General features: G+C 41.1%; 15 protein-coding genes. 13 read left to right on the top strand and 2 right to left on the bottom strand.

Translation table 11 applies throughout. The features are described from left to right. Positions 1 to 440 precede the first annotated feature (440 nt). The 5 genes from MCT08_RS14405 (at position 441) to sstT (ending at position 4,684) form a co-directional block, all read left to right on the top strand. Positions 441 to 1,361, top strand: coding sequence for a polyprenyl-phosphate transporter (locus MCT08_RS14405; protein WP_274679071.1), 921 nt, complete (start codon positions 441 to 443; stop codon positions 1,359 to 1,361). 145 nt (positions 1,362 to 1,506) lie between these two features. Beyond that, complete coding sequence (locus tag MCT08_RS14400) at positions 1,507 to 1,935, top strand: hypothetical protein (RefSeq protein ID WP_168524333.1); 429 nt, start codon at positions 1,507 to 1,509, stop codon at positions 1,933 to 1,935. Beyond that, complete coding sequence (locus MCT08_RS14395; protein ID WP_171980057.1) at positions 1,932 to 2,537, top strand: SCO family protein; 606 nt, start codon at positions 1,932 to 1,934, stop codon at positions 2,535 to 2,537. Before MCT08_RS14400 ends, MCT08_RS14395 begins: the two co-directional genes overlap by 4 nt. 1 nt (position 2,538) lies before the next feature. Then, positions 2,539 to 2,982 carry a copper chaperone PCu(A)C gene (locus tag MCT08_RS14390; RefSeq protein WP_171980058.1) on the top strand — a complete coding sequence of 148 codons (444 nt, stop codon included), beginning with the start codon at positions 2,539 to 2,541 and terminating at the stop codon, positions 2,980 to 2,982. Between the two features lie 484 nt (positions 2,983 to 3,466). Further along, positions 3,467 to 4,684 (top strand): serine/threonine transporter SstT, encoded by a 1,218-nt coding sequence (gene sstT / locus MCT08_RS14385; RefSeq protein ID WP_168524336.1) that lies wholly within the window; start codon positions 3,467 to 3,469, stop codon positions 4,682 to 4,684. Between the two features lie 54 nt (positions 4,685 to 4,738). On the opposite strand, the gene MCT08_RS14380 is transcribed toward sstT, so the two are convergent. After that, positions 4,739 to 5,890: a tetratricopeptide repeat protein gene (locus MCT08_RS14380; RefSeq protein ID WP_274678727.1), complete on the bottom strand. Its 1,152-nt coding sequence runs from the start codon at positions 5,888 to 5,890 to the stop codon at positions 4,739 to 4,741. A gap of 312 nt (positions 5,891 to 6,202) precedes the next feature. Continuing rightward, positions 6,203 to 7,834 carry a glycoside hydrolase family 13 protein gene (locus tag MCT08_RS14375; protein WP_274678726.1) on the bottom strand — a complete coding sequence of 544 codons (1,632 nt, stop codon included), beginning with the start codon at positions 7,832 to 7,834 and terminating at the stop codon, positions 6,203 to 6,205. A 219-nt stretch (positions 7,835 to 8,053) separates the two neighbouring features. On the opposite strand from MCT08_RS14375, the gene MCT08_RS14370 reads away from it, so the two are divergent. From MCT08_RS14370 to MCT08_RS14335, 8 genes are all read left to right on the top strand, one after another. Continuing rightward, positions 8,054 to 8,965, top strand: coding sequence for a LysR family transcriptional regulator (locus MCT08_RS14370; RefSeq protein ID WP_176245771.1), 912 nt, complete (start codon positions 8,054 to 8,056; stop codon positions 8,963 to 8,965). A 355-nt stretch (positions 8,966 to 9,320) separates the two neighbouring features. Beyond that, positions 9,321 to 10,499 carry a maltose/maltodextrin ABC transporter substrate-binding protein MalE gene (gene malE, locus MCT08_RS14365; protein WP_274679070.1) on the top strand — a complete coding sequence of 393 codons (1,179 nt, stop codon included), beginning with the start codon at positions 9,321 to 9,323 and terminating at the stop codon, positions 10,497 to 10,499. A gap of 956 nt (positions 10,500 to 11,455) precedes the next feature. Continuing rightward, positions 11,456 to 12,589 (top strand): sugar ABC transporter substrate-binding protein, encoded by a 1,134-nt coding sequence (locus MCT08_RS14360; protein ID WP_274678725.1) that lies wholly within the window; start codon positions 11,456 to 11,458, stop codon positions 12,587 to 12,589. 111 nt (positions 12,590 to 12,700) lie between these two features. Continuing rightward, a complete protein-coding gene (locus MCT08_RS14355; RefSeq protein WP_274678724.1) occupies positions 12,701 to 13,999 on the top strand; it encodes a carbohydrate ABC transporter permease in 1,299 nt (432 codons plus the stop codon). Then, complete coding sequence (locus MCT08_RS14350; RefSeq protein ID WP_176245774.1) at positions 13,999 to 14,913, top strand: sugar ABC transporter permease; 915 nt, start codon at positions 13,999 to 14,001, stop codon at positions 14,911 to 14,913. The genes MCT08_RS14355 and MCT08_RS14350 overlap by 1 nt, the downstream gene beginning before the upstream one ends. After that, the gene (locus MCT08_RS14345) at positions 14,913 to 16,049 is read left to right on the top strand and encodes an ABC transporter ATP-binding protein (protein ID WP_274678723.1); all 1,137 of its coding nucleotides are present in this window, start codon (positions 14,913 to 14,915) and stop codon (positions 16,047 to 16,049) included. The genes MCT08_RS14350 and MCT08_RS14345 overlap by 1 nt, the downstream gene beginning before the upstream one ends. A 91-nt stretch (positions 16,050 to 16,140) precedes the next feature. After that, positions 16,141 to 16,764: a hypothetical protein gene (locus MCT08_RS14340; RefSeq protein ID WP_274678722.1), complete on the top strand. Its 624-nt coding sequence runs from the start codon at positions 16,141 to 16,143 to the stop codon at positions 16,762 to 16,764. 85 nt (positions 16,765 to 16,849) lie between these two features. Further along, a complete protein-coding gene (locus MCT08_RS14335; protein ID WP_274678721.1) occupies positions 16,850 to 18,823 on the top strand; it encodes an amylo-alpha-1,6-glucosidase in 1,974 nt (657 codons plus the stop codon). Positions 18,824 to 18,878 lie beyond the last annotated feature (55 nt).

The following is an 18,878-nucleotide window of genomic DNA, read 5'->3' as shown; positions in this document are numbered from 1 at the left end:
AGGCAATCAGTGGGGAAGCCAGAGTTGTGTATCATACCTAATAGAAAAAAAAAGAGCCAACCGCAATAGTGCGATTGGCTTATATATAGTGTGAACAAACTCATTCACTAACAACGTCAGTTGGCTAGGTGACCCTCGGCTTTAAGAAGGGTCACCCACAAACGTGCATGATACATGCCAACTTTAAAACTGGTCTTTTTTGAGGTTAAATCACATAAAATCACCCTAAATCAGCACCACCCTTGCAAATTGCAAATTGCAAATTGCAAACAAGCCGCAAAACAATACTCATTTAGTTGCAATCAAACAATGAGAAGCTACCAAAATGAGATCATCGATGATATTAGGTCAAATCCAGAATGGGTAAATGTATTGCGCAAGCATTTTGCCATTATTTCAGTATATACTTCGCACCACATTTTCCAGATTACGCAGACACAATGAATTATTTCAGTACATTTTTAAAAGGAATGGCGATGGGTGCCGCAGACGTTGTTCCTGGTGTTTCCGGTGGTACTATTGCCTTTATCACCGGTGTTTATGATACGCTTCTTGAAAGTATTCGCCGTATTAACCCGAGCGTGCTAGGCCTATGGAAACGAGAGGGGTTTGTTGCTGCTTTTAATCATATTAATGGCTTCTTCCTCATGGCATTATTTGGCGGTGTATTCACGAGCATTCTTTCGCTCGCGAAACTTATCTCGTGGCTACTCGCGACCCACCCCATTCCTATTTGGTCATTTTTCTTTGGTCTGATTATTGTTTCTGTTTTTCATATTTTAAAACAGATTGAACAGATCAAGTTTTCACGATTAGTTCTGTTTTTACTCGGTATCGCTTTCGCCTACAGCATAACAGTGCTCAACCCGATGCAACTCGAACCGACCGCGATTAACATTGTTATCGCTGGCTCTATCGCAATATGCGCAATGATCTTACCGGGCATTTCCGGCAGTTTCATTTTGCTTTTAATTGGTATGTACGCACCAGTACTCGGCGCAGTCAAAGCAATGCAGATCGATATATTGGCCCTTTTTCTGATGGGGTGTGTACTCGGTTTACTCAGTTTCTCTCATATCTTGTCTTGGTTACTCAAACGCTTTAGAGACTTAACGTTGATTTTTCTAACCGGGCTAATGGTTGGCACATTGCCAAAAATTTGGCCCTGGAAAGAAACCATTACATGGCGTATCAATTCCCACGGAGAACAAGTGCCTTTAGTTGAGCATAATTTATCACCTTTTGAATTTGAGGCCATAACCTCGCAACCCTCGCAATGGCCACTCGCTATTGTGCTCATGCTATGCGCTGTTGCCTTGGTGCTTGGTTTAGAGAAATACGCAAAGCACCACAACGTATAAATCTCCATTGTTAATGATGAAAAGTAAGGTGGGAAAATTCACCTTACTATTCTTGATTGAATCCACACTTTCCCTATTTGTAGCAACGACTTAGCTACGTCTGTGATAACATTTGCGCTTTACTACCGCCTGGAATCTCAACCCAATGCATAATGCAATAAAAATTTGTGCCCTTGCCCTTGCTTTATTCGCAGGCTATTTCAGTAGTGACATCCTACATTGGCTCTCTTCCTATTCAACACAACGAGATATCAGCCAATATTGCCAACTGTCTAGCAAACCATGTCAACAAGGTGAGGTATCGATGACATTAGCGCAGGACACCTCTCAACCACTTGTGGCCAATACTTTAACGGTCGATTGGCCAAAGGCTCAAAGCGATAAGCTCGTTCTGTCGTTAAAGGGGTTAGAGATGGATATGGGCATCGCTAAGTATGTACTAACAAAAAATGAGAATGGGTTATATACCACCGAGGTGATACTTCCTGTATGCACCACTGAACAAATGACTTGGATTGGCGACTTATCTGATGGCTCAACTCAAGTTTTCCCTGCAATAAGGATGGAAAGATGAGTAAAAACTGGTCACTAATTTTGGTTGTTGCCTTTACCTGCGGCTTAGGTTTAAAAGCGTATTTTGATTCACAACAACCATCAGACAGCATAGAAGCGAAAAACAATGCTGATGTGGTGTTATTTGGCAAAGACAACAAACCCGTCGCCATTTTTGACCCGCAAGACCCACGAATACGTATTGTGTATTTTGGCTTTACACGTTGTCCAGATGTTTGCCCAACATCACTTGCCATGTTGTCTGGAGCGCTGAACCAAATTGATGACGATACCAAGGCCAAACTGCGTCCGATGTTTATTTCCTTGGATCCTGAGCGTGATGGCGCTAATGATTCTCATCAATACGCACAATATTTTCACCCGATGATTGAAGGGTTATCTGCTCCCTTGGAAATAACCACGCCATTGGCGCATCACTATGGTGTTATCTTCCGCAAGACCGAACTCAAAGGCTCAGAGCTCAAATACACCTTAGACCACAGCTCCTATTTCTACTTTCTACAACCCGATGGAACACTGATCACCAAAGTCCCTCATACGCTTTCACCAGAGCCTATTGTGGAAGCCATCAAAACAATAACGACTTCATCAGAAGGAAAATAACATGAAGCTCAATACACTATTGCTAGCAACCTTAGCCCTTAGTCCATTCGCTTACGCAAAATCGGATATCATGGCTCATCACCTTTACGCGCGAGCTACCGCACCAACAGCAACAACCAGCGCTGTTTTTGCTCAAATTATGAATAACGGCGACCAAGATCGCTTTATTGTATCCGCCGAAACTGATGTAGCCGGCAAAGTGGAATTACACGATGTTATTACCGAAGGCGATGTGATGAAAATGCGCCAAATTCCACAATTCAAAGTACCTGCACAGGGCAAACTTGAACTCAAACCAGGCAGCTTTCACATCATGCTACTTGACCTGAAAAAACCACTCGCCGAAGGTGAAGAAATTAATGTTGCACTCACTTTTGCAAACGGTGAACAACAAATGCTTACCGTACCAGTGAAAAAAGTTATGAACGGTATGGCGCACCATTAATATGAAAAAGGGATGGGGAAACTCATCCCTTTTATTACTCACCACCTCACCAATAGATAACCGATATCCTTCATCTAGCTAACCTAGCAACTCGACCTCAACAATGACTGACACGCCCTAAGCCCTCTGCCTTGCAATTAATCGCTACATTTCATTTACATTTCATCCATTTTTGATTGCATTTAGGTATATTCGTTAATTATTTATGCTAATTATCAATTAATTCTAGACACATTATTTTGGGTGGCTAATATTGTTCCCTTCAGGGGAAACCACTGAAGTCACTATAACTCAATATATCAACGAACACTGAAGCTATAGAGTCATCTCATGGCCTTCAGGTAAACAGGAGATATACCCAAACAACTTGAAGTTGTAGGTAGGCGGCGAGTGAGTTCATCTCCATTAGGGATAAGTGAATGTAGCCAGCACCGCTGCGTCTTCAAATGGGAATGGTATAACTCGATTTATTTCAGGGATAACTATGCAAAGCAACAATATCTTCGCCCGTTTTGCGCGTGGCAATTTGGTTCTGCAAATACTCACCGGTATCGTTCTCGGTGGACTATTAGCAACCATTTCACCAGACTACGCCCAAAGTGCGGGCTTACTTGGTAACCTTTTTGTTGGTGCACTAAAAGCGGTTGCACCAATCCTCGTTTTTATTTTAGTTGCGGCATCAATCGCGAACCAAAAGAAAAACCAACACACTTATATGCGTCCAATCGTAGTGCTCTACCTTGTTGGCACCTTTACCGCTGCGCTAACCGCTGTCGTACTGAGCTTTATGTTTCCAACGACATTAACGCTTGTTGCTGGCGCAGAAGGCACAACACCCCCTCAAGGTATTGCAGAAGTATTAAATACACTGCTATTCAAACTAGTTGATAACCCAGTGAATGCGCTGATGAGTGCTAACTATATTGGCATTCTAGCTTGGGCTGTTGGTCTTGGTTTAGCGCTTCACCATGCATCAGCGACAACCAAAGCGGTATTTGAAGACTTAAGTCATGGCGTTTCGCAAATTGTGCGTTTCATCATTCGCCTTGCGCCGTTTGGTATTTTTGGTTTAGTGGCATCAACATTTGCAACAACTGGTTTTGAAGCACTTGCTGGTTACGCTAACCTTCTTTTCGTATTGCTTAGCGCGATGTTAGTCATCGCTTTGGTAGTCAACCCAATCATTGTCTATGTGAAAACTCGCCAGAACCCATACCCGTTGGTTTTCCAATGCCTACGTGAAAGTGGCGTTACCGCGTTTTTCACTCGTTCAAGTGCGGCAAACATCCCCGTAAATATGGCGTTATGTGAAAAGCTAAAATTGGATGAAGATACTTACTCTGTATCTATTCCTCTAGGTGCAACCATTAATATGGCAGGCGCAGCCATCACCATCACGGTATTAACATTAGCGGCAGTAAATACGGTTGGTATTGAAGTTGATCTTATGACCGCGCTATTGCTGAGTGTAGTCGCAGCCGTTTCAGCTTGTGGCGCATCAGGCGTAGCAGGTGGTTCATTATTGTTGATCCCACTGGCGTGTGGCTTGTTTGGAATCTCCAATGATGTCGCAATGCAAGTAGTAGCCGTTGGCTTCATTATTGGTGTAATTCAAGACTCTGCCGAAACCGCACTGAACAGCTCAACAGACGTAGTATTTACTGCTGCGGTTTGCCAAGCCGAACACAATAAAGGCGCTTAAATCACCCATAAAAAATCCCCAGCAACTTGTCTGGGGATTTTTATTTTACACTCTCTATCGATCGATAGAAGTACTGGAAAAGTCCAATGGAAAAGGAACATCCTTCTGTGGACTCGCGCTTTCCGGAGAAGATGGATTGTCATCCAACAAACTTTCTCCTGAGTGACTGAATAGATTGTCATCCTCAGCCAGCTCCCCTTTCTGTGGAATATGAATACCACGCTTATAAAGCTTGTTCAGTGCTTTGATAATGGAATGCTTGCTGACTGTCCCTGCGCCGATTTTCTTCATTAAAGGTTTCGCCAGAGATTGCAGCCCTACCACAGAATCCACACCAATACGTGAGCCAATTTGATCTCGAAGCACCTTGGCTGGCTCATAACTAAAATGTGCCGATAAAAAAAGCCAAATGTACGCAATCGCGTTACCATTAGGTCCTTTGTCTATCCATGCTTCCCCTGCATGGTACATGGCTTCAGCATTGCCCTTTTCTGAAGCGCGCTCTAACCAATAGCACGCTTTGTTGTGGTCCATTACTACCCCAACCCCTTTCAGGTAGTTAAGCCCTAGCTTCATCTGCCCTAGTGGGCTATTTAACTTTGCTGCTTTTGAAAACCAAAACGTAGAGTCCGAAGGAGCGGGGGCAATGTTATCGTGAGAGACACACCAATCCCCCATAAAGATGATCGCTTCAATTAAGTCATCTTCTGCGGCTTCTTCAATCAAACTGACGCCTTTGGCAACATTGGCTTCAACGCCTCGACCATTCACCAAAGCGATACCCGTTTCATATTTGGCCGTGCTATTTCCTTCGAGCCCTGCAATATAGGTTTGCCAAAATTTCGCTTTTTGTCTGAGGATCAGATCATCACGAAACTTTTGACAAATGCGCACAACCCCATACATGCCGGTAATGTTGTCGTAATTTGCTGCTTTGTCATACCAATACATAGCTTCTTTTATATTGGTACGCTCCGCCTCTTTGGCTAAATATAAAATGGTCGGAACGTGGCCCGTTTCTGCTTTAAATAAACGATCTTGTCTATCTTGCTCGCGTGACTTTTCAATCGCTTTACGATAGGCGATCTCTCTTGCTTTTCGCTCTTCTTCTAGCCGCTTTTTGCGCAGCGATAGAGACAGCATCCATACAAAAATAAGGATGAGTGATAGTCCGGTTGCGCCAATGGCAATCCCAATAGTGCTCATTTAATTCAAATCTTATTTAATTGATTAATGTCATTATCGACCATTTTCCTCAATATTTGAGAAAAACTGACGGTTATCGATGCTTTTTACGCAAATAGTGTGGCGATAATCAGCCACACCATCAAAATTGTAGAAACGTACGGAACGATAGTACCGCACTCTTTTGCAGAGTGTTATGCGCAATTGCGCTAATTGCGCCATAGTTTGTAGTTTGGGGGAATAGAAGAGTGTCGAGACAGGAAAAACGCAACATACGGGGTTTATCACCACACTGAGGTTTGGGCTCAGTGTGGTTCACCATAGAGAAATGGCTTATAATTTAACAGCAAATGATTGATAAGGCTTAAGTACTATTTCCTTATCTAACCGGTCGATCATTTGATAGTTTGTAATCAAGCATTCAACAGTACGAGCCCAATATTGCTCTGGTAGCGCTAAACTTAATTCTGTAGCAGAAAAGTTATTTACCACCAAAATTCTCTCACCTTGATGTTCACGCTCATAGGCAAAAACCTGCCCGTGGTCAGCACAAATTGGGGTAAAACCGCCATACACAATCACAGGTAGATTTTTCCTCAACTCAATCAATTTTTTATAGTGGTAATAAATCGACTGTTTATCTGCCAGTGCTTGATCAACGTTGATTTGTGGATAGTTTGGATTAACTTCAATCCATGGCTTACCTTGTGTAAAACCACTATGTTCAGAAGCATTCCATTGCATCGGCGTACGGGCATTATCTCGGCTGTTTTCATGAATAGCATCAAGCATATGTTGGTGTGAAACACCGGATTCGGTTTTTACTCGGTAAAAATTCAACGTTTCAATATCTTTATATTGCTCGAGTGAATCAAACGCGACATTCGTCATTCCGATTTCTTCACCTTGGTAGATATAAGGCGTACCTTTTAGAAAATGTAATGTTGTCGCTAACATTTTTGCAGATTCAACTCGGTATTGTTTATCATCACCGTACTTCGACACAGCACGAGGAAGATCATGATTATTCCAAAATAGTGAATTCCAACCTTGATCAGCCAGCTCAACCTGCCACTTCGTTAACACCTGCTTAAACTGTTTGAGATCCAACGGGATTGGATTCCATTTGTCACCGTTTTCCCACGTTAAAGTGATGTGCTCAAATTGAAAAACCATAGATAACTCACGACGACTGGGCGCACTGTATAGCTTAGCTATCTCGGGTGTAGCCCCCCATGTTTCACCAACGGTCAGCAAATCTTTATCACCAAATGTGGAAGCATTCATTTGCTGTAGCAGCGGATGCAAACGCGGACCATTCCCAGTAATGCCTTTATCAATTTCTTTACCAATTAAATCGATGACATCTAATCGAAATCCGCCAATACCTTGATCAATCCACCAGTTCATCATGTTGTGCACTTCTTGCTGAACCTTGGGATTTTCCCAATTTAGATCAGGTTGGCGCTTTGAAAATAAATGGAAATAGTATTGCTGTGTTTCTTCATCCCACTGCCAAGCACTACCACCAAAAATTGAGCCAGTATCATCCGGTACACCTCCATCGGGTTTTGCATCACGCCAAATGTAGTAATCTCGGTACGGGTTATCTTTTGATTTTTTAGCTTCGACAAACCAAGAGTGCTCATCAGAAGTATGATTAACCACCAAATCCATCACCACTTTGATCTTGCGCTTATTGGCTTCAGTCATTAGGCGTTGCATATCCTCCATCGCCCCAAATTCTTTGGCAATCGCCTGATAATCTGAAATATCATAACCATTATCATCCATGGGCGATTGATACACAGGAGACAACCAAATGACATTGACACCTAAGTCCGCGATGTAATCGAGCTTGCTAATAATGCCATTTAAATCACCGATACCATCATTATTCGAATCACAAAAACTACGCGGATAAATTTGATACACCACCGCGCTATGCCACCATTGTTGTTCCATGATATTTATCTCTATATTAAATGCTCTACTAAACATCATAATGAGATCTAACGCAAAGATAAAATAGAACACCCCGCTTATGATATAGTAATTTTCTATATCATAATCATAATCAAAATCACTGCATAGAATTAATCTTCAGTCAGACTAAAAAGTAATCGCTTAAAATGTGACTAAAGTCTAATGTGATAGAGTTAATGCAGTCGAGAGTCATATTCAATGGATAAAATACATCGATATTTTCTTATGGTTGCATTGGAAAGTAATATCAAACAAGCCGCTGAAAAACTGCATATTAGCCAACCATCATTAACTACAGCGATCAAAAAACTGGAAAATGAAATGGGGGTTGCGCTTTTTGTTAGACGCTCAAAGGGGGTTGAGCTCACTGCTTATGGACAGATATTTAAAGAATATGTCCAAGATCAACAGGAAAAACACCAATACCTTTTGCACCAGTTCAACGATATGCAGCAACGACACCAAGGAAAATTAAAACTAGGAACTGGAGAGGCCTGGTGGGAATTGTTTGTAAAAAATACCGTCGAACAATACCAAAAGCAGACTCCTCATAGTTCAATACACTTGGAGTTTGGTAATAACCTATCGCTTATTCACCATTTAGTGCAAGGCGACATCGATCTATTTATTGGGCATGAAGTCCATGGCCTGCATGAGCGATGCAAAGTCAATTTCCACCCACTCCTACAAGACCAAGAAGCTATATTCGTTCGCCCACAGCACCCTCTATTACAAAAGAAAAAGTGCAGTGAGGATCAGTTGTTGCTCAAGCAATCTCAATATCCAATAATACGAGTCACACCCGACCATGCACGTCACCGCTCGGTGCTAGCAGAACATGCATCACTTGCTCAGCAATATAGTGAACAGAGAGAAAACAAAAGAACGATTTATGATATTGACTCGTTATTTGCTAGTTTAGATATATTAGAAAAAATCGATGCCGTAATGCCCTATAGTGACAGAATGTGCAACTGGATGGCATCCAAACATATGGAGACGTTGGTGATCAATACCCAAAAAAAAGGCAATGTTGGTATTTACACTAAACAAGGCATTTGTGATGAAAAAATAACGACATTCATTGATATTTTAACCACTCATGTTTAGGCATTAAAAATCGCTGCAATATCTTCACTTATAGTACCATTATGATCATATTTTTCATAATTCATTGCCTCCATGCTTAAGTGGAGGCATATCGTGAACACCATAAAAAACAACAAAGAAAAAGTTTTTTGGACTCGTTCACATTTTTAATACAGAGGCTTCAAACTAGAATACTCCACTTGATTGACCTCTATCAATCTAAACAACATGGTATTGATTTTAACTATAACAAATCTATATTTGTCTATTTCTTGTTGCTATAAAAAGCCGTTATATTGAATCCAGAACATAAACAACTCAAGAATTCGAGAACCTATTCTTGATTCGAACCTCTGGTATCAACGGGAAAATAATGATGAAAAAAACAATAAAGAACCTGTCCATTTGTACACTCGTCACATTAATGGCTGCACCAGCCATAGCGATGCAAGAGGGTGAGATAACGATTTGGATCAACGGCGATAAAAGTTATGAAGGTTTATCGCAAATAGGTAAACAATTTGAACAAGATACGGGGATAAAAATCATTGTTCAGCACCCAGAATCATTAGAGGCCAAATTCCAGCAACATGCCGCTACGGGTGGTGGCCCCGATATTATTTTTTGGGCTCACGACAGATTTGGGGGATACGCAGAGTCTGGCTTGCTCTATGAAATAAAACCAAGCAAAGAGTTCAAAAACAAATTAGTGGATTTTAGTTGGGATGCGGTGACTGTTGATGGAAAATTAGTCGGCTACCCTTTAGCAATTGAAGCACCATCATTAATTTACAACAAAGATCTTTTACCAACACCACCGAAAACATGGGAGGAACTCCCTAGCATCGAAGAAGAGCTGCAAAAACAAGGTAAAAAAGCCATTATGTGGGATGTGAAAAATGCATATTTCACATGGCCAATCATTTCATCTGGAGGTGCTTATGCCTTCGAAAAAATTGAAGGTGGATATAATGCAAAGAGCACTGGCGTGAATAATGAAGCAGGTATCAAAGGTCTTCAATTTTTAGTTGATATGGTGCAGCAGGGAATTGTTAACCCTAATATGGACTATGCAGTGTCAGAGGCGGCATTTAGTAAAGGAGACGTCGCAATGACAATCAATGGCCCTTGGTCGTGGAGCAACTTAGATAAAATGGACATAAATTACGGCGTTGCCGTATTGCCAACCCTACATAATGGTAAAGGCAACCCATTTGTCGGTATTTTAAGTGCCGGAATTAATGCTGCAAGCCCAAATACAGACTTAGCTGTTGAGTTCTTAGAAAACTACTTATTTTTAGATGAGTCATTAAAAATAATGAATGACGACAAACCACTGGGGGCTGTTACTCTTAAATCCTTCCAAAAACTACTCGAAAGTGATGAGCGAATTAAATCGACAATGATTAACGCTGAAAATGGTGAGATCATGCCAAACATTCCACAAATGACCGCCTATTGGTTTGCTGAAGGGGCTGCGATTGATAATGCTATGCAAGGAAAACAAGGGGTTAAAGAAGCATTAGATATGGCTGCAAAACAAATCACTAAATAATTCAATAACGATAAACACAATTTTCATGTTCATATTTTGGGTACAGTTTACTGTACCCCTTTTTGTAGGTTTCAGTAATGACTTCAACACTTAGACTCTCTAAAATCACCGAGATAAAACCGCCACGCGTTAGCAATCCCTCTTGAGCCATTTGTTATTCAAATTCAAGAAGATAAACCGACTTTACTCGACTAAAAACCACAATTACAATGGTTGAGTAATTCAAGAATCAGCCCAAGTGAGAGCCGTGATAAATTAGCTGACAAAGCAAAGCCCACCTTTCAACAACAAACCAAGCTTTTGGAGCAGGTAAACTCAATCAGCAAGACTTTCAGTAAATACGAAATAATCGATTGACTTGCCCTTTCCATACTTTGCGCACGCTAGATTCACAACACGCCAAAAACTGATTGAGGAAAACAAAGAATCTTGCCTGTTTTACGGCTTGAGTTAACCACGAATCTGAGGGTGAAAATGCTCATTTTCCGACAACACAAAACGAATGGCTGGAGAAATCCCAAAAGATTGAGTCCCTAAATTTACCTGGGTTGCATAACATAAAGGGGGGAAGATAATAGTCACCTTTTTATTGCAAGCACACCACTAAATCTCTTCTCCTTTGTCTCTTTTTTATCTCCTCCTACAGACTGTTATTGTCTTCACGTTTTTAACTTTTCAAAGACCATGCATACCTTAGATATCGTTGCGTTAGATAACATTTATCTATGTGATATTGATTTTATCTATGGGCGCCAAACATAAATAGCATTTCACCGTATATCACCAAAGGCCTATGATCACCTCATGACGTTTGCCTTATCAACAGACAAAAATCTATCGTAGGAATATTTCGAGATAGACCGCCCAATACCAAATATAAGATATTGATATGGTTGAATTATATACCAGCGCGATTTTATCGATTTAAACCTCTACCCCTATTCAGGAACAATAAAATGATTAAGAAATTATCGCTTGCCGTTTCAACTGCCCTATTACTAAGTAACACTGCAATGGCTGCAGAAAACATCGTTATTGGTGTTGAAAAAAGCTATGTCCCTTACTTCACCGAACTTGCAGAGCAGTTCAATAAAGGAAAAGACTTTAAGGTTGAAGTAGCAGCAACAAGCATGTTTGATTTACTGGCAGCGCTACCAACTCAAAAAGGCAACATTGCTGATATTTTCATGATCCCAAATGACCGTATTGGTGAACTAGCGGATCAACATTTAATTGCTCCAACCAACTTTACCGTTAACGGCTACACAGATGCAGCGACCAACGCATCAACCTATAACGGCCAAACCTACATGCTTCCAATGTCTACAGATACGACTCTGTTTCTGTACAACAAAGACATGATAAAAGAAGCACCAAAAACACTGCAAGAAATTCCACCTTCAGATTGGGCTGCAAAATTTACTGATTTCTACTTTACTGGCGGCCTATTTATGTCTAATGGCGGCTACATTTTCAAAGACAACAACCCACAAGATATTGGTTTAAATACACCAGATTCAATCAAAGCAGGTTTAGCGGCTCAAAGTTTATATAACAGTGGCGTAAGTCACTGGACATTGATGCAAGATGACACCGTTGCTTATGACATCATGATGAAATACTTCATGGAAGGAAAAGTAAAAGCCATTATCAACGGTCCATGGGCAATTGCTGACATTGAAAAATCAGGCATTAATGTTGGTGCAGCACCTATCCCAAGCTGGGATGGCAGTCACCCATACAAAGCGCTAACTGGCACGAAAGGGATGACAATTAATGGTTACAGTGACAACCAAGAAGGCGCGCGTGCTTTCATCAAGTTTTTAGCAACACCTGAAAATGCAAACAAATGGTATTCAGAAACACGTGAAGTGTCACCTAACCTATCTGTCAATTATAAAGAAGGCTCTCTACACAAAGCCATCTTTGATGCGACAAATATCGGCCAACCTATGCCAAGCATCCCAGAGTTCATGAAAGTGTGGGGACCAATGAAAACAGGCCTTGCTCAAATCGCACAAGGTCAAGATGTCAAAGCCGTATTAGACGCCGCCGTTGATACGATCGAAATTGATATCGAAGACATGTAATCCGCTAGCTTAGTTTTCAAATCAACTACACGATGTCGAGTGCATTCGGCATCGTGTAATACAAAGACATGACATATCTACACAACACTAATAAATAAGTAGGTTATTTACATGAGTCAACCGTTTGTATTCTGGCTCTCTATGCTGATTCCTGGCAGTGGGCATCTTGCACTACGTCGAATGCGAGAGGCTTTATTTGGGTTCTCTATATTGGCTTTAGAGATATTGGTTTTTATTCAATTTACCCTTCCTAATTTTCGTCTATTGGCTGTCGAACAACCGAATGGAAAAATCACTATTGGTGCAGAGCGCTTTGTAGATGATTCTTTTCTTATCATGGTGGGTTCAACCGTTGGCGCAATGATGATCTTGGTCTTTTTCGCATTGCACTACGCCTTTGCTCGCGATGCACAAGACGTAAAACGACAAATAGATGAATCTGGTTTTGCGATTACGTTTACTGAAAAAGTACGCGGATTATCACACGAAATCGTACCTAATCTAATTACAGCACCTAAATTCATATTGCTGTTTGTTTTTGCTTTATTGCCAGCGATTGTTTCTATTGTCGTAGCCTTTACTAACTTCAAACGCCCTGTTTTACCGCCTGCATTTCTAATTGAATGGAAAGGCTTCACTAACTTTGAGCGTTTGTTCACGAACGAACGTACTGCTGCTGCATTCCAAGAAACCTTGTCATGGACACTAACCTGGACCTTCTGTGCTTCAGCCTTGACTATTGTTCTAGGTACACTCCTTGCCGTTGTAGCAAACAATAAACACATCAGAGGGAAGAAGTTCTTCCGTACTGTGTACATTTTACCTTGGGCAGTCCCTGCTTTTTTAACCATTCTTGTTTTCCAACTGTTCTTCTCAAAAGTTGGTGGCATGAACACTATGGTTATCCCGTTCTTCACCGGTAATGAATACGATGTAAGCACAGCAATTGGCTTCTTCTTAAACGCTGATTACGCCAAAATCACCATCATTTTAATCCAAGCATGGTTAGGCTTCCCTTACGTATTTATCTTGGTAACGGGGGTATTACAAACCATCCCTGATGATTTATATGAAGCAAGTGCAATTGATGGTGGTAACGCATGGACTAATTTCTTTGATATCACTCTACCCTTGATATTAATAAGTGTTGCCCCTGTATTTATTACCCAATTTACCTTCAACTTTAATAACGTCACCATCGTTTATATGTTGGGCGAAGCGACAGTTCAAACGGTAGGTTCAATTTACAAACCGCTAGATACCATTTCATCTCTGGGCTTCCGATTAATGATGGATGCGAAATACAACGAAGCGGCGGTGTATACCTTAATTACCAGTACTGTTGTCGGTGCCGTGGTCTTATATTCATGGCTAAAAGCAGGTGCCTTTAAAAATGAAGAGGTTATGTAATGGACAGAGCCATTCCTTTAGAATGCCAAATTAAAAAGAAGCGTTTAAACCGCCACGTCATCACTAAAAACATGGGTGTTATCTTTAGTTACGCGTTTCTGATTTCAATGTCAGTGATCATTCTATACCCGATATTATTGACATTAATGAGTGCATTTAACGTCAGTAACTCACTGTACTCTACGTCGTTCTTGCCTGAAAATTTCAGTTTGACGGAAAATTTTGTTCAGCTTTTCAATGATACGCCTTATTTGAGTTGGTACCGAAATACCTTCTTAGTGTCGATAATTACAATGATCCTTTCTACGTTTATCGTGACAATTTCGGGGTTTGTTTATTCTCGTTATCGTTACCAATCACGTAAAAGTGCATTAATGTCATTACTGATTATTCAAATTATCCCATCAGGCAGTGGCTTAATTGCTCTGTATGCGATTGCGAACTCTATCGGTATTTACAGCTCTGCCAACGCCACACTTTATACGTATATCTTTATGATCCTCATCTACACCACAGGTGGCATCACAATGAATACAATTTTAATGAAAGGCTATTACGATTCGATTCCTCGTGCGTTAGATGAATCAGCAAAAATTGATGGTGCAACTCAAATGCAGATCTTCAAAGAGATACTGCTGCCATTAGTAAAACCAATGATCATGGTTATCGCTATCTTCTGTTTCTTGGGCCCAATTGGCGACATCATCATGCCTAAGTTCCTGATTGCAAGCATGGATTCAGAAGCAAAAACATTGGCTGTTGGCCTTATGGGCCTTATCAATAATATTAAAGAATCTAGCTACAACGTATTCGCGGCAGGCGCAGTCTTAGCAGCAATTCCGCCTGTTATTGTTTTCTATAAATTTCAAGATTATATCGTGGGCGGCTTAACGTCTGGCGGAGTAAAAGGCTAATGAGCAAAATTTCATTAAGAAACATCAATAAAAAATACCCTAATTCTGACACCTGCTCGGTACGTGATTTCAATCTTGATATTGAAGAAGGGGAATTCATTGTTCTTGTTGGCCCATCTGGCTGTGGTAAATCCACCACCCTACGTATGATTGCAGGGCTCGAAGACATTACCGACGGCGAATTCATTATCGATGGCGAAGTTGTCAATAACGTAAGCTCGAAAGACCGTGATATCGCAATGGTATTCCAAAGCTATGCACTGTATCCACACATGTCAGTACGTGACAACATTGGCTACGGCTTAAAGCTACGTAATTATCCAAGTAATGACATCAAAAACTCGGTTGATAGTATTTCTGACGATTTATTTTTAAAAGAATACCTTGAACGTAAACCTAAAGAATTGTCTGGCGGGCAACGTCAACGTGTGGCTTTAGGTCGAGCCATGGTTCGTAAACCTAAATTGTACCTAATGGATGAGCCGTTAAGTAACTTAGATGCGAAATTACGTACCACAACCCGTACTGAAATTTCTCGTATGCACAGAGCTAAAGGTGCAATCACAATTTACGTAACCCATGACCAAGTTGAAGCAATGACCATGGCTGATCGCATCGTATTAATGTCTATGGGTGAAGTTCAGCAAATTGGTTCACCAAAAGAGTTATTTACTAACCCTAAAAACTGTTTTGTAGCGACTTTCATGGGTATGCCATCAATGAACCTTATTGAAGGAACCTACGAAGGCGGCCAATTCATGTGTCACTCTTTCACGATTACCTTGAATGAAAGTGACCAACAGATCCTAAACGACGCAGGCTACAACGGAAAATCAGTTACGTTAGGCGCACGCTCTAGTGCCATTCGTTCTGGCAAAAAATACCGCGATGCATTCCCTGATTGTTGTTTTGAAGTCACCGCACTTAACAGCGAATACTTAGGTGATGCGATTAACGTGTTCTTTAATGCCGCACCAATGAACATGTTTGTAGGCACATTGGGCACCGGCGAACCAGACGTTGATATCGACGAGAAAATCACTTTAGTTATCGATAATACCAAGCTGCATTTCTTTGATACTGAGACGGAAGAGTCCATCAAGTACTCAATCAAATCGGCTGAATTTAAGAAATAGAACACAGCCACCTTTATTGCCCTCTCCTCATTGAGGGCAATAAAGGTGGCCTTATAGAGCATATTTACACCGTAGAGAAAGGAGTCACATTTTGAATTTTCGCAGCCAACTTCAACGCATTCATGACTATATGCTTCATATTGCTGTCGCTGTCGTTATTTTCATCACCGGCTTTATTATTGCTTACAGCAGCCTTCCTAAGCCATCGTTTGACTACTCAACCTTTACTGAGCAGCAGCAAAATTTTAAACAATGTGTGAATAATGATGAGCTATTTGCTTCTGCACAACAGTTTGAAAATAACTATTTAAGCCTGCCGCTAGAAACCATTAATACCCAATACAAAGCACTGCGTGATCAGATCCCAAGTGATTGTGGCTCGTTTCATGTAGAAAGCAGTTACGAACAACTGCAAGAAATGGCATTACCTGTATTGGCCGAAGCCCAGCGATTTTATGGCACAAAAAACGTCAAAGCCGTGAATGCCGTATATACCACGCCTTCTCAATACAACGCGCTGCTTACACAACCTCAGCCTTATCTGTTTTTCATTTCTGATAATGAGCAAGAACGCATTGCGGCATTCAAAGTAACACCGACTAAAGATGACGTCCAAATTACGTCGCTGTGGGGATACGAAAAGAGCCAAGATCTCGCGTACACCCAAGGCGAAGTGCAAAAACTGTTACTCGTTTATAACGAAATTAAAAGCTAACTATAAACTCCCTCGTTAATTTAACACCTACAGCGTGAATAAAATAAACACGGGATAACATTTGATATTTAATTGTAAGGTTCACATGAAAATCTCTCTTTCTAAAGCAAATTTTCGCGATATGGATCGCCTTGAAGAATCGAACTACCTGCTAACGAATGGATTAGGTGGTTATTCTTCTCTTACTCTTGCTGGCTCTTGCAGTCGAAGTGATCATGCGTTGTTTATGGCAAGCCTTGTTGCACCAAACAATCGCTTTAATTTTGTTCGTCATTTGGATGACCGCATTACGGTAGCGAGTGGCGAACCTTACCCGCTCTCTTCACAAGCCAATGTAAATCCATATGACACAGTAGATTCAACCCTACTGTTTGATAATTTTACCCAAACTCATCTTCCAGAGTTTACGTATCGTATCCGTGGTATTGAAATCACCAAAACGATTGTGATGGCTCAAGGGGTAAACCGTCTTGCGGTTAACTATCAAATATTCAATCCATTGAAACAAGCATTTACATTGAATGTAACACCAAAATATCACTTCTGTGCAAAAGGACAGAACCTATCAAGACAACAAGAATTTACGCATCAAGAAGGCAAAATCACCAGTAACGGTCAAGCACTTATTTATCGTCACAATGGGGCAGATTCAGCATTGGATACCCCTCGTTATGAGTCAGGTCTGTACTTTTCTTATGATGCTCGCGATGGTCGTCCTGCAACAGATGCTCAAGTAGCGCTTCATACCATTGCCTTTGTTGGGACTGAAACGCACGAGCAGTTCTCGATAGTATTTGAAGCACAAGAAGATCGCGCCATTTCTCTAGAAGCACAGACTGCCGATGAAATGATTAACGCAGAAATTAAGCGCCAACAAGAGTACATCAAGCACGCTAATCTAAAGAGCCGATTTGGAAAACAATTGGTTCGTGCCAGCGAACAGTTTGTGGTAGATCGCGACTCAACAGAATCCAAATCCATCATTGCGGGCTACCCATTCTTTGCCGATTGGGGCCGTGACACCATGATTGCATTATGGGGCTGTAATTTATCAACCAATCAATTTGAAGACGCAAGACAGATCTTCCGTACTTTTATCCGTTACGAACGCCGGGGTGTACTGCCGAATCTTTTCCCTGAAGCTGGGGTTGAGCCAATGTATAACACCATTGATGCATCGCTACTGTTCATTGTTAGCTTATATGAATACTACCAAGCGAGCGGCGATCTAGAGTTTATCCGTGATGAAGCATACGAGTGTATGACTAACATTTATCAGCATTATCGTAACGGTACTGACTTTGAGATTAAGATGCTTGATAACGGTTTGATCAGCGGTGGCAGCGGTTTTGATCAGCTGACTTGGATGGATATTCGTTACGGCGATATCGTACCAACACCAAGACACGGCTGTGCAGTAGAAATTAATGCCCTTTGGTTTAATGCGCTCTCTATTCTTGATTTCTTTAATCAAAAACTGAATAAACCGATGCCGGAATTACCAGCCCTTGTAGAACAAGTAAAAACCACCTTTAACGATGAGTTTTACAATGATGCAGGGTACTTAAATGATTGGATTAAAGAAGGGGAAGTAAACCAACAAATTCGCCCAAATCAAGCTTATGCCGTTGGCCTTCCCTTCCCAATATTAAGTCAAGAAAGAGCACGCTCTGTCATTCTTACCATTTATAAAGAGTTGTATTCACCGTTGGGTTTACGCTCGCTAGCAATGAGTGATCCTGAATTTAAAGCAATATGTACAGGTTCGCATTTTGACCGAGACATGGCCTACCACCAAGGCACAGTTTGGGGCTTTATGATTGGTCAATTCTTAATGGGGATCTTACGCCAATTCCCACAAGATAAAGACTTAGTTCGTATTGTTGAACAGTTTATTGAGCATAACCAAGATGGCCTATATGAAGGTTGTATTGGCCAATTGGCTGAAATCTATGATGGCTACGCACCAAATCAATCTCGTGGTTGTTTCGCCCAAGCGTGGAGCGTCAGTGAAGTATTACGCGTCGTGAAATATTACGAACAAACGCACCAAAAATAGAATTTCATATTTAAATATTATACCAACCTGGGTGGCTATTACGTCAGAAGTTATT

Origin of the sequence: Vibrio aestuarianus, assembly GCF_028858425.1 — a bacterium.
In the GTDB taxonomy this organism is placed as follows: domain Bacteria; phylum Pseudomonadota; class Gammaproteobacteria; order Enterobacterales; family Vibrionaceae; genus Vibrio; species Vibrio aestuarianus.
Note: the sequence above shows the minus strand (reverse complement) of the source record. Positions and strands in the feature narration are given on the sequence as shown.

Coding starts and splice junctions, on each gene's coding strand:
- MCT08_RS14390 (WP_171980058.1), top strand. CDS start 2,539: ATGAAGCTCAATACACTATTGCTAGCAACCTTAGCCCTTAGTCCATTC.
- MCT08_RS14395 (WP_171980057.1), top strand. CDS start 1,932: ATGAGTAAAAACTGGTCACTAATTTTGGTTGTTGCCTTTACCTGCGGC.
- sstT (WP_168524336.1), top strand. CDS start 3,467: ATGCAAAGCAACAATATCTTCGCCCGTTTTGCGCGTGGCAATTTGGTT.
- MCT08_RS14360 (WP_274678725.1), top strand. CDS start 11,456: ATGATTAAGAAATTATCGCTTGCCGTTTCAACTGCCCTATTACTAAGT.
- MCT08_RS14370 (WP_176245771.1), top strand. CDS start 8,054: ATGGATAAAATACATCGATATTTTCTTATGGTTGCATTGGAAAGTAAT.
- MCT08_RS14375 (WP_274678726.1), bottom strand. CDS start 7,834: ATGGAACAACAATGGTGGCATAGCGCGGTGGTGTATCAAATTTATCCG.
- MCT08_RS14380 (WP_274678727.1), bottom strand. CDS start 5,890: ATGAGCACTATTGGGATTGCCATTGGCGCAACCGGACTATCACTCATC.
- MCT08_RS14400 (WP_168524333.1), top strand. CDS start 1,507: ATGCATAATGCAATAAAAATTTGTGCCCTTGCCCTTGCTTTATTCGCA.
- malE (WP_274679070.1), top strand. CDS start 9,321: ATGAAAAAAACAATAAAGAACCTGTCCATTTGTACACTCGTCACATTA.
- MCT08_RS14345 (WP_274678723.1), top strand. CDS start 14,913: ATGAGCAAAATTTCATTAAGAAACATCAATAAAAAATACCCTAATTCT.
- MCT08_RS14405 (WP_274679071.1), top strand. CDS start 441: ATGAATTATTTCAGTACATTTTTAAAAGGAATGGCGATGGGTGCCGCA.
- MCT08_RS14355 (WP_274678724.1), top strand. CDS start 12,701: ATGAGTCAACCGTTTGTATTCTGGCTCTCTATGCTGATTCCTGGCAGT.
- MCT08_RS14350 (WP_176245774.1), top strand. CDS start 13,999: ATGGACAGAGCCATTCCTTTAGAATGCCAAATTAAAAAGAAGCGTTTA.
- MCT08_RS14335 (WP_274678721.1), top strand. CDS start 16,850: ATGAAAATCTCTCTTTCTAAAGCAAATTTTCGCGATATGGATCGCCTT.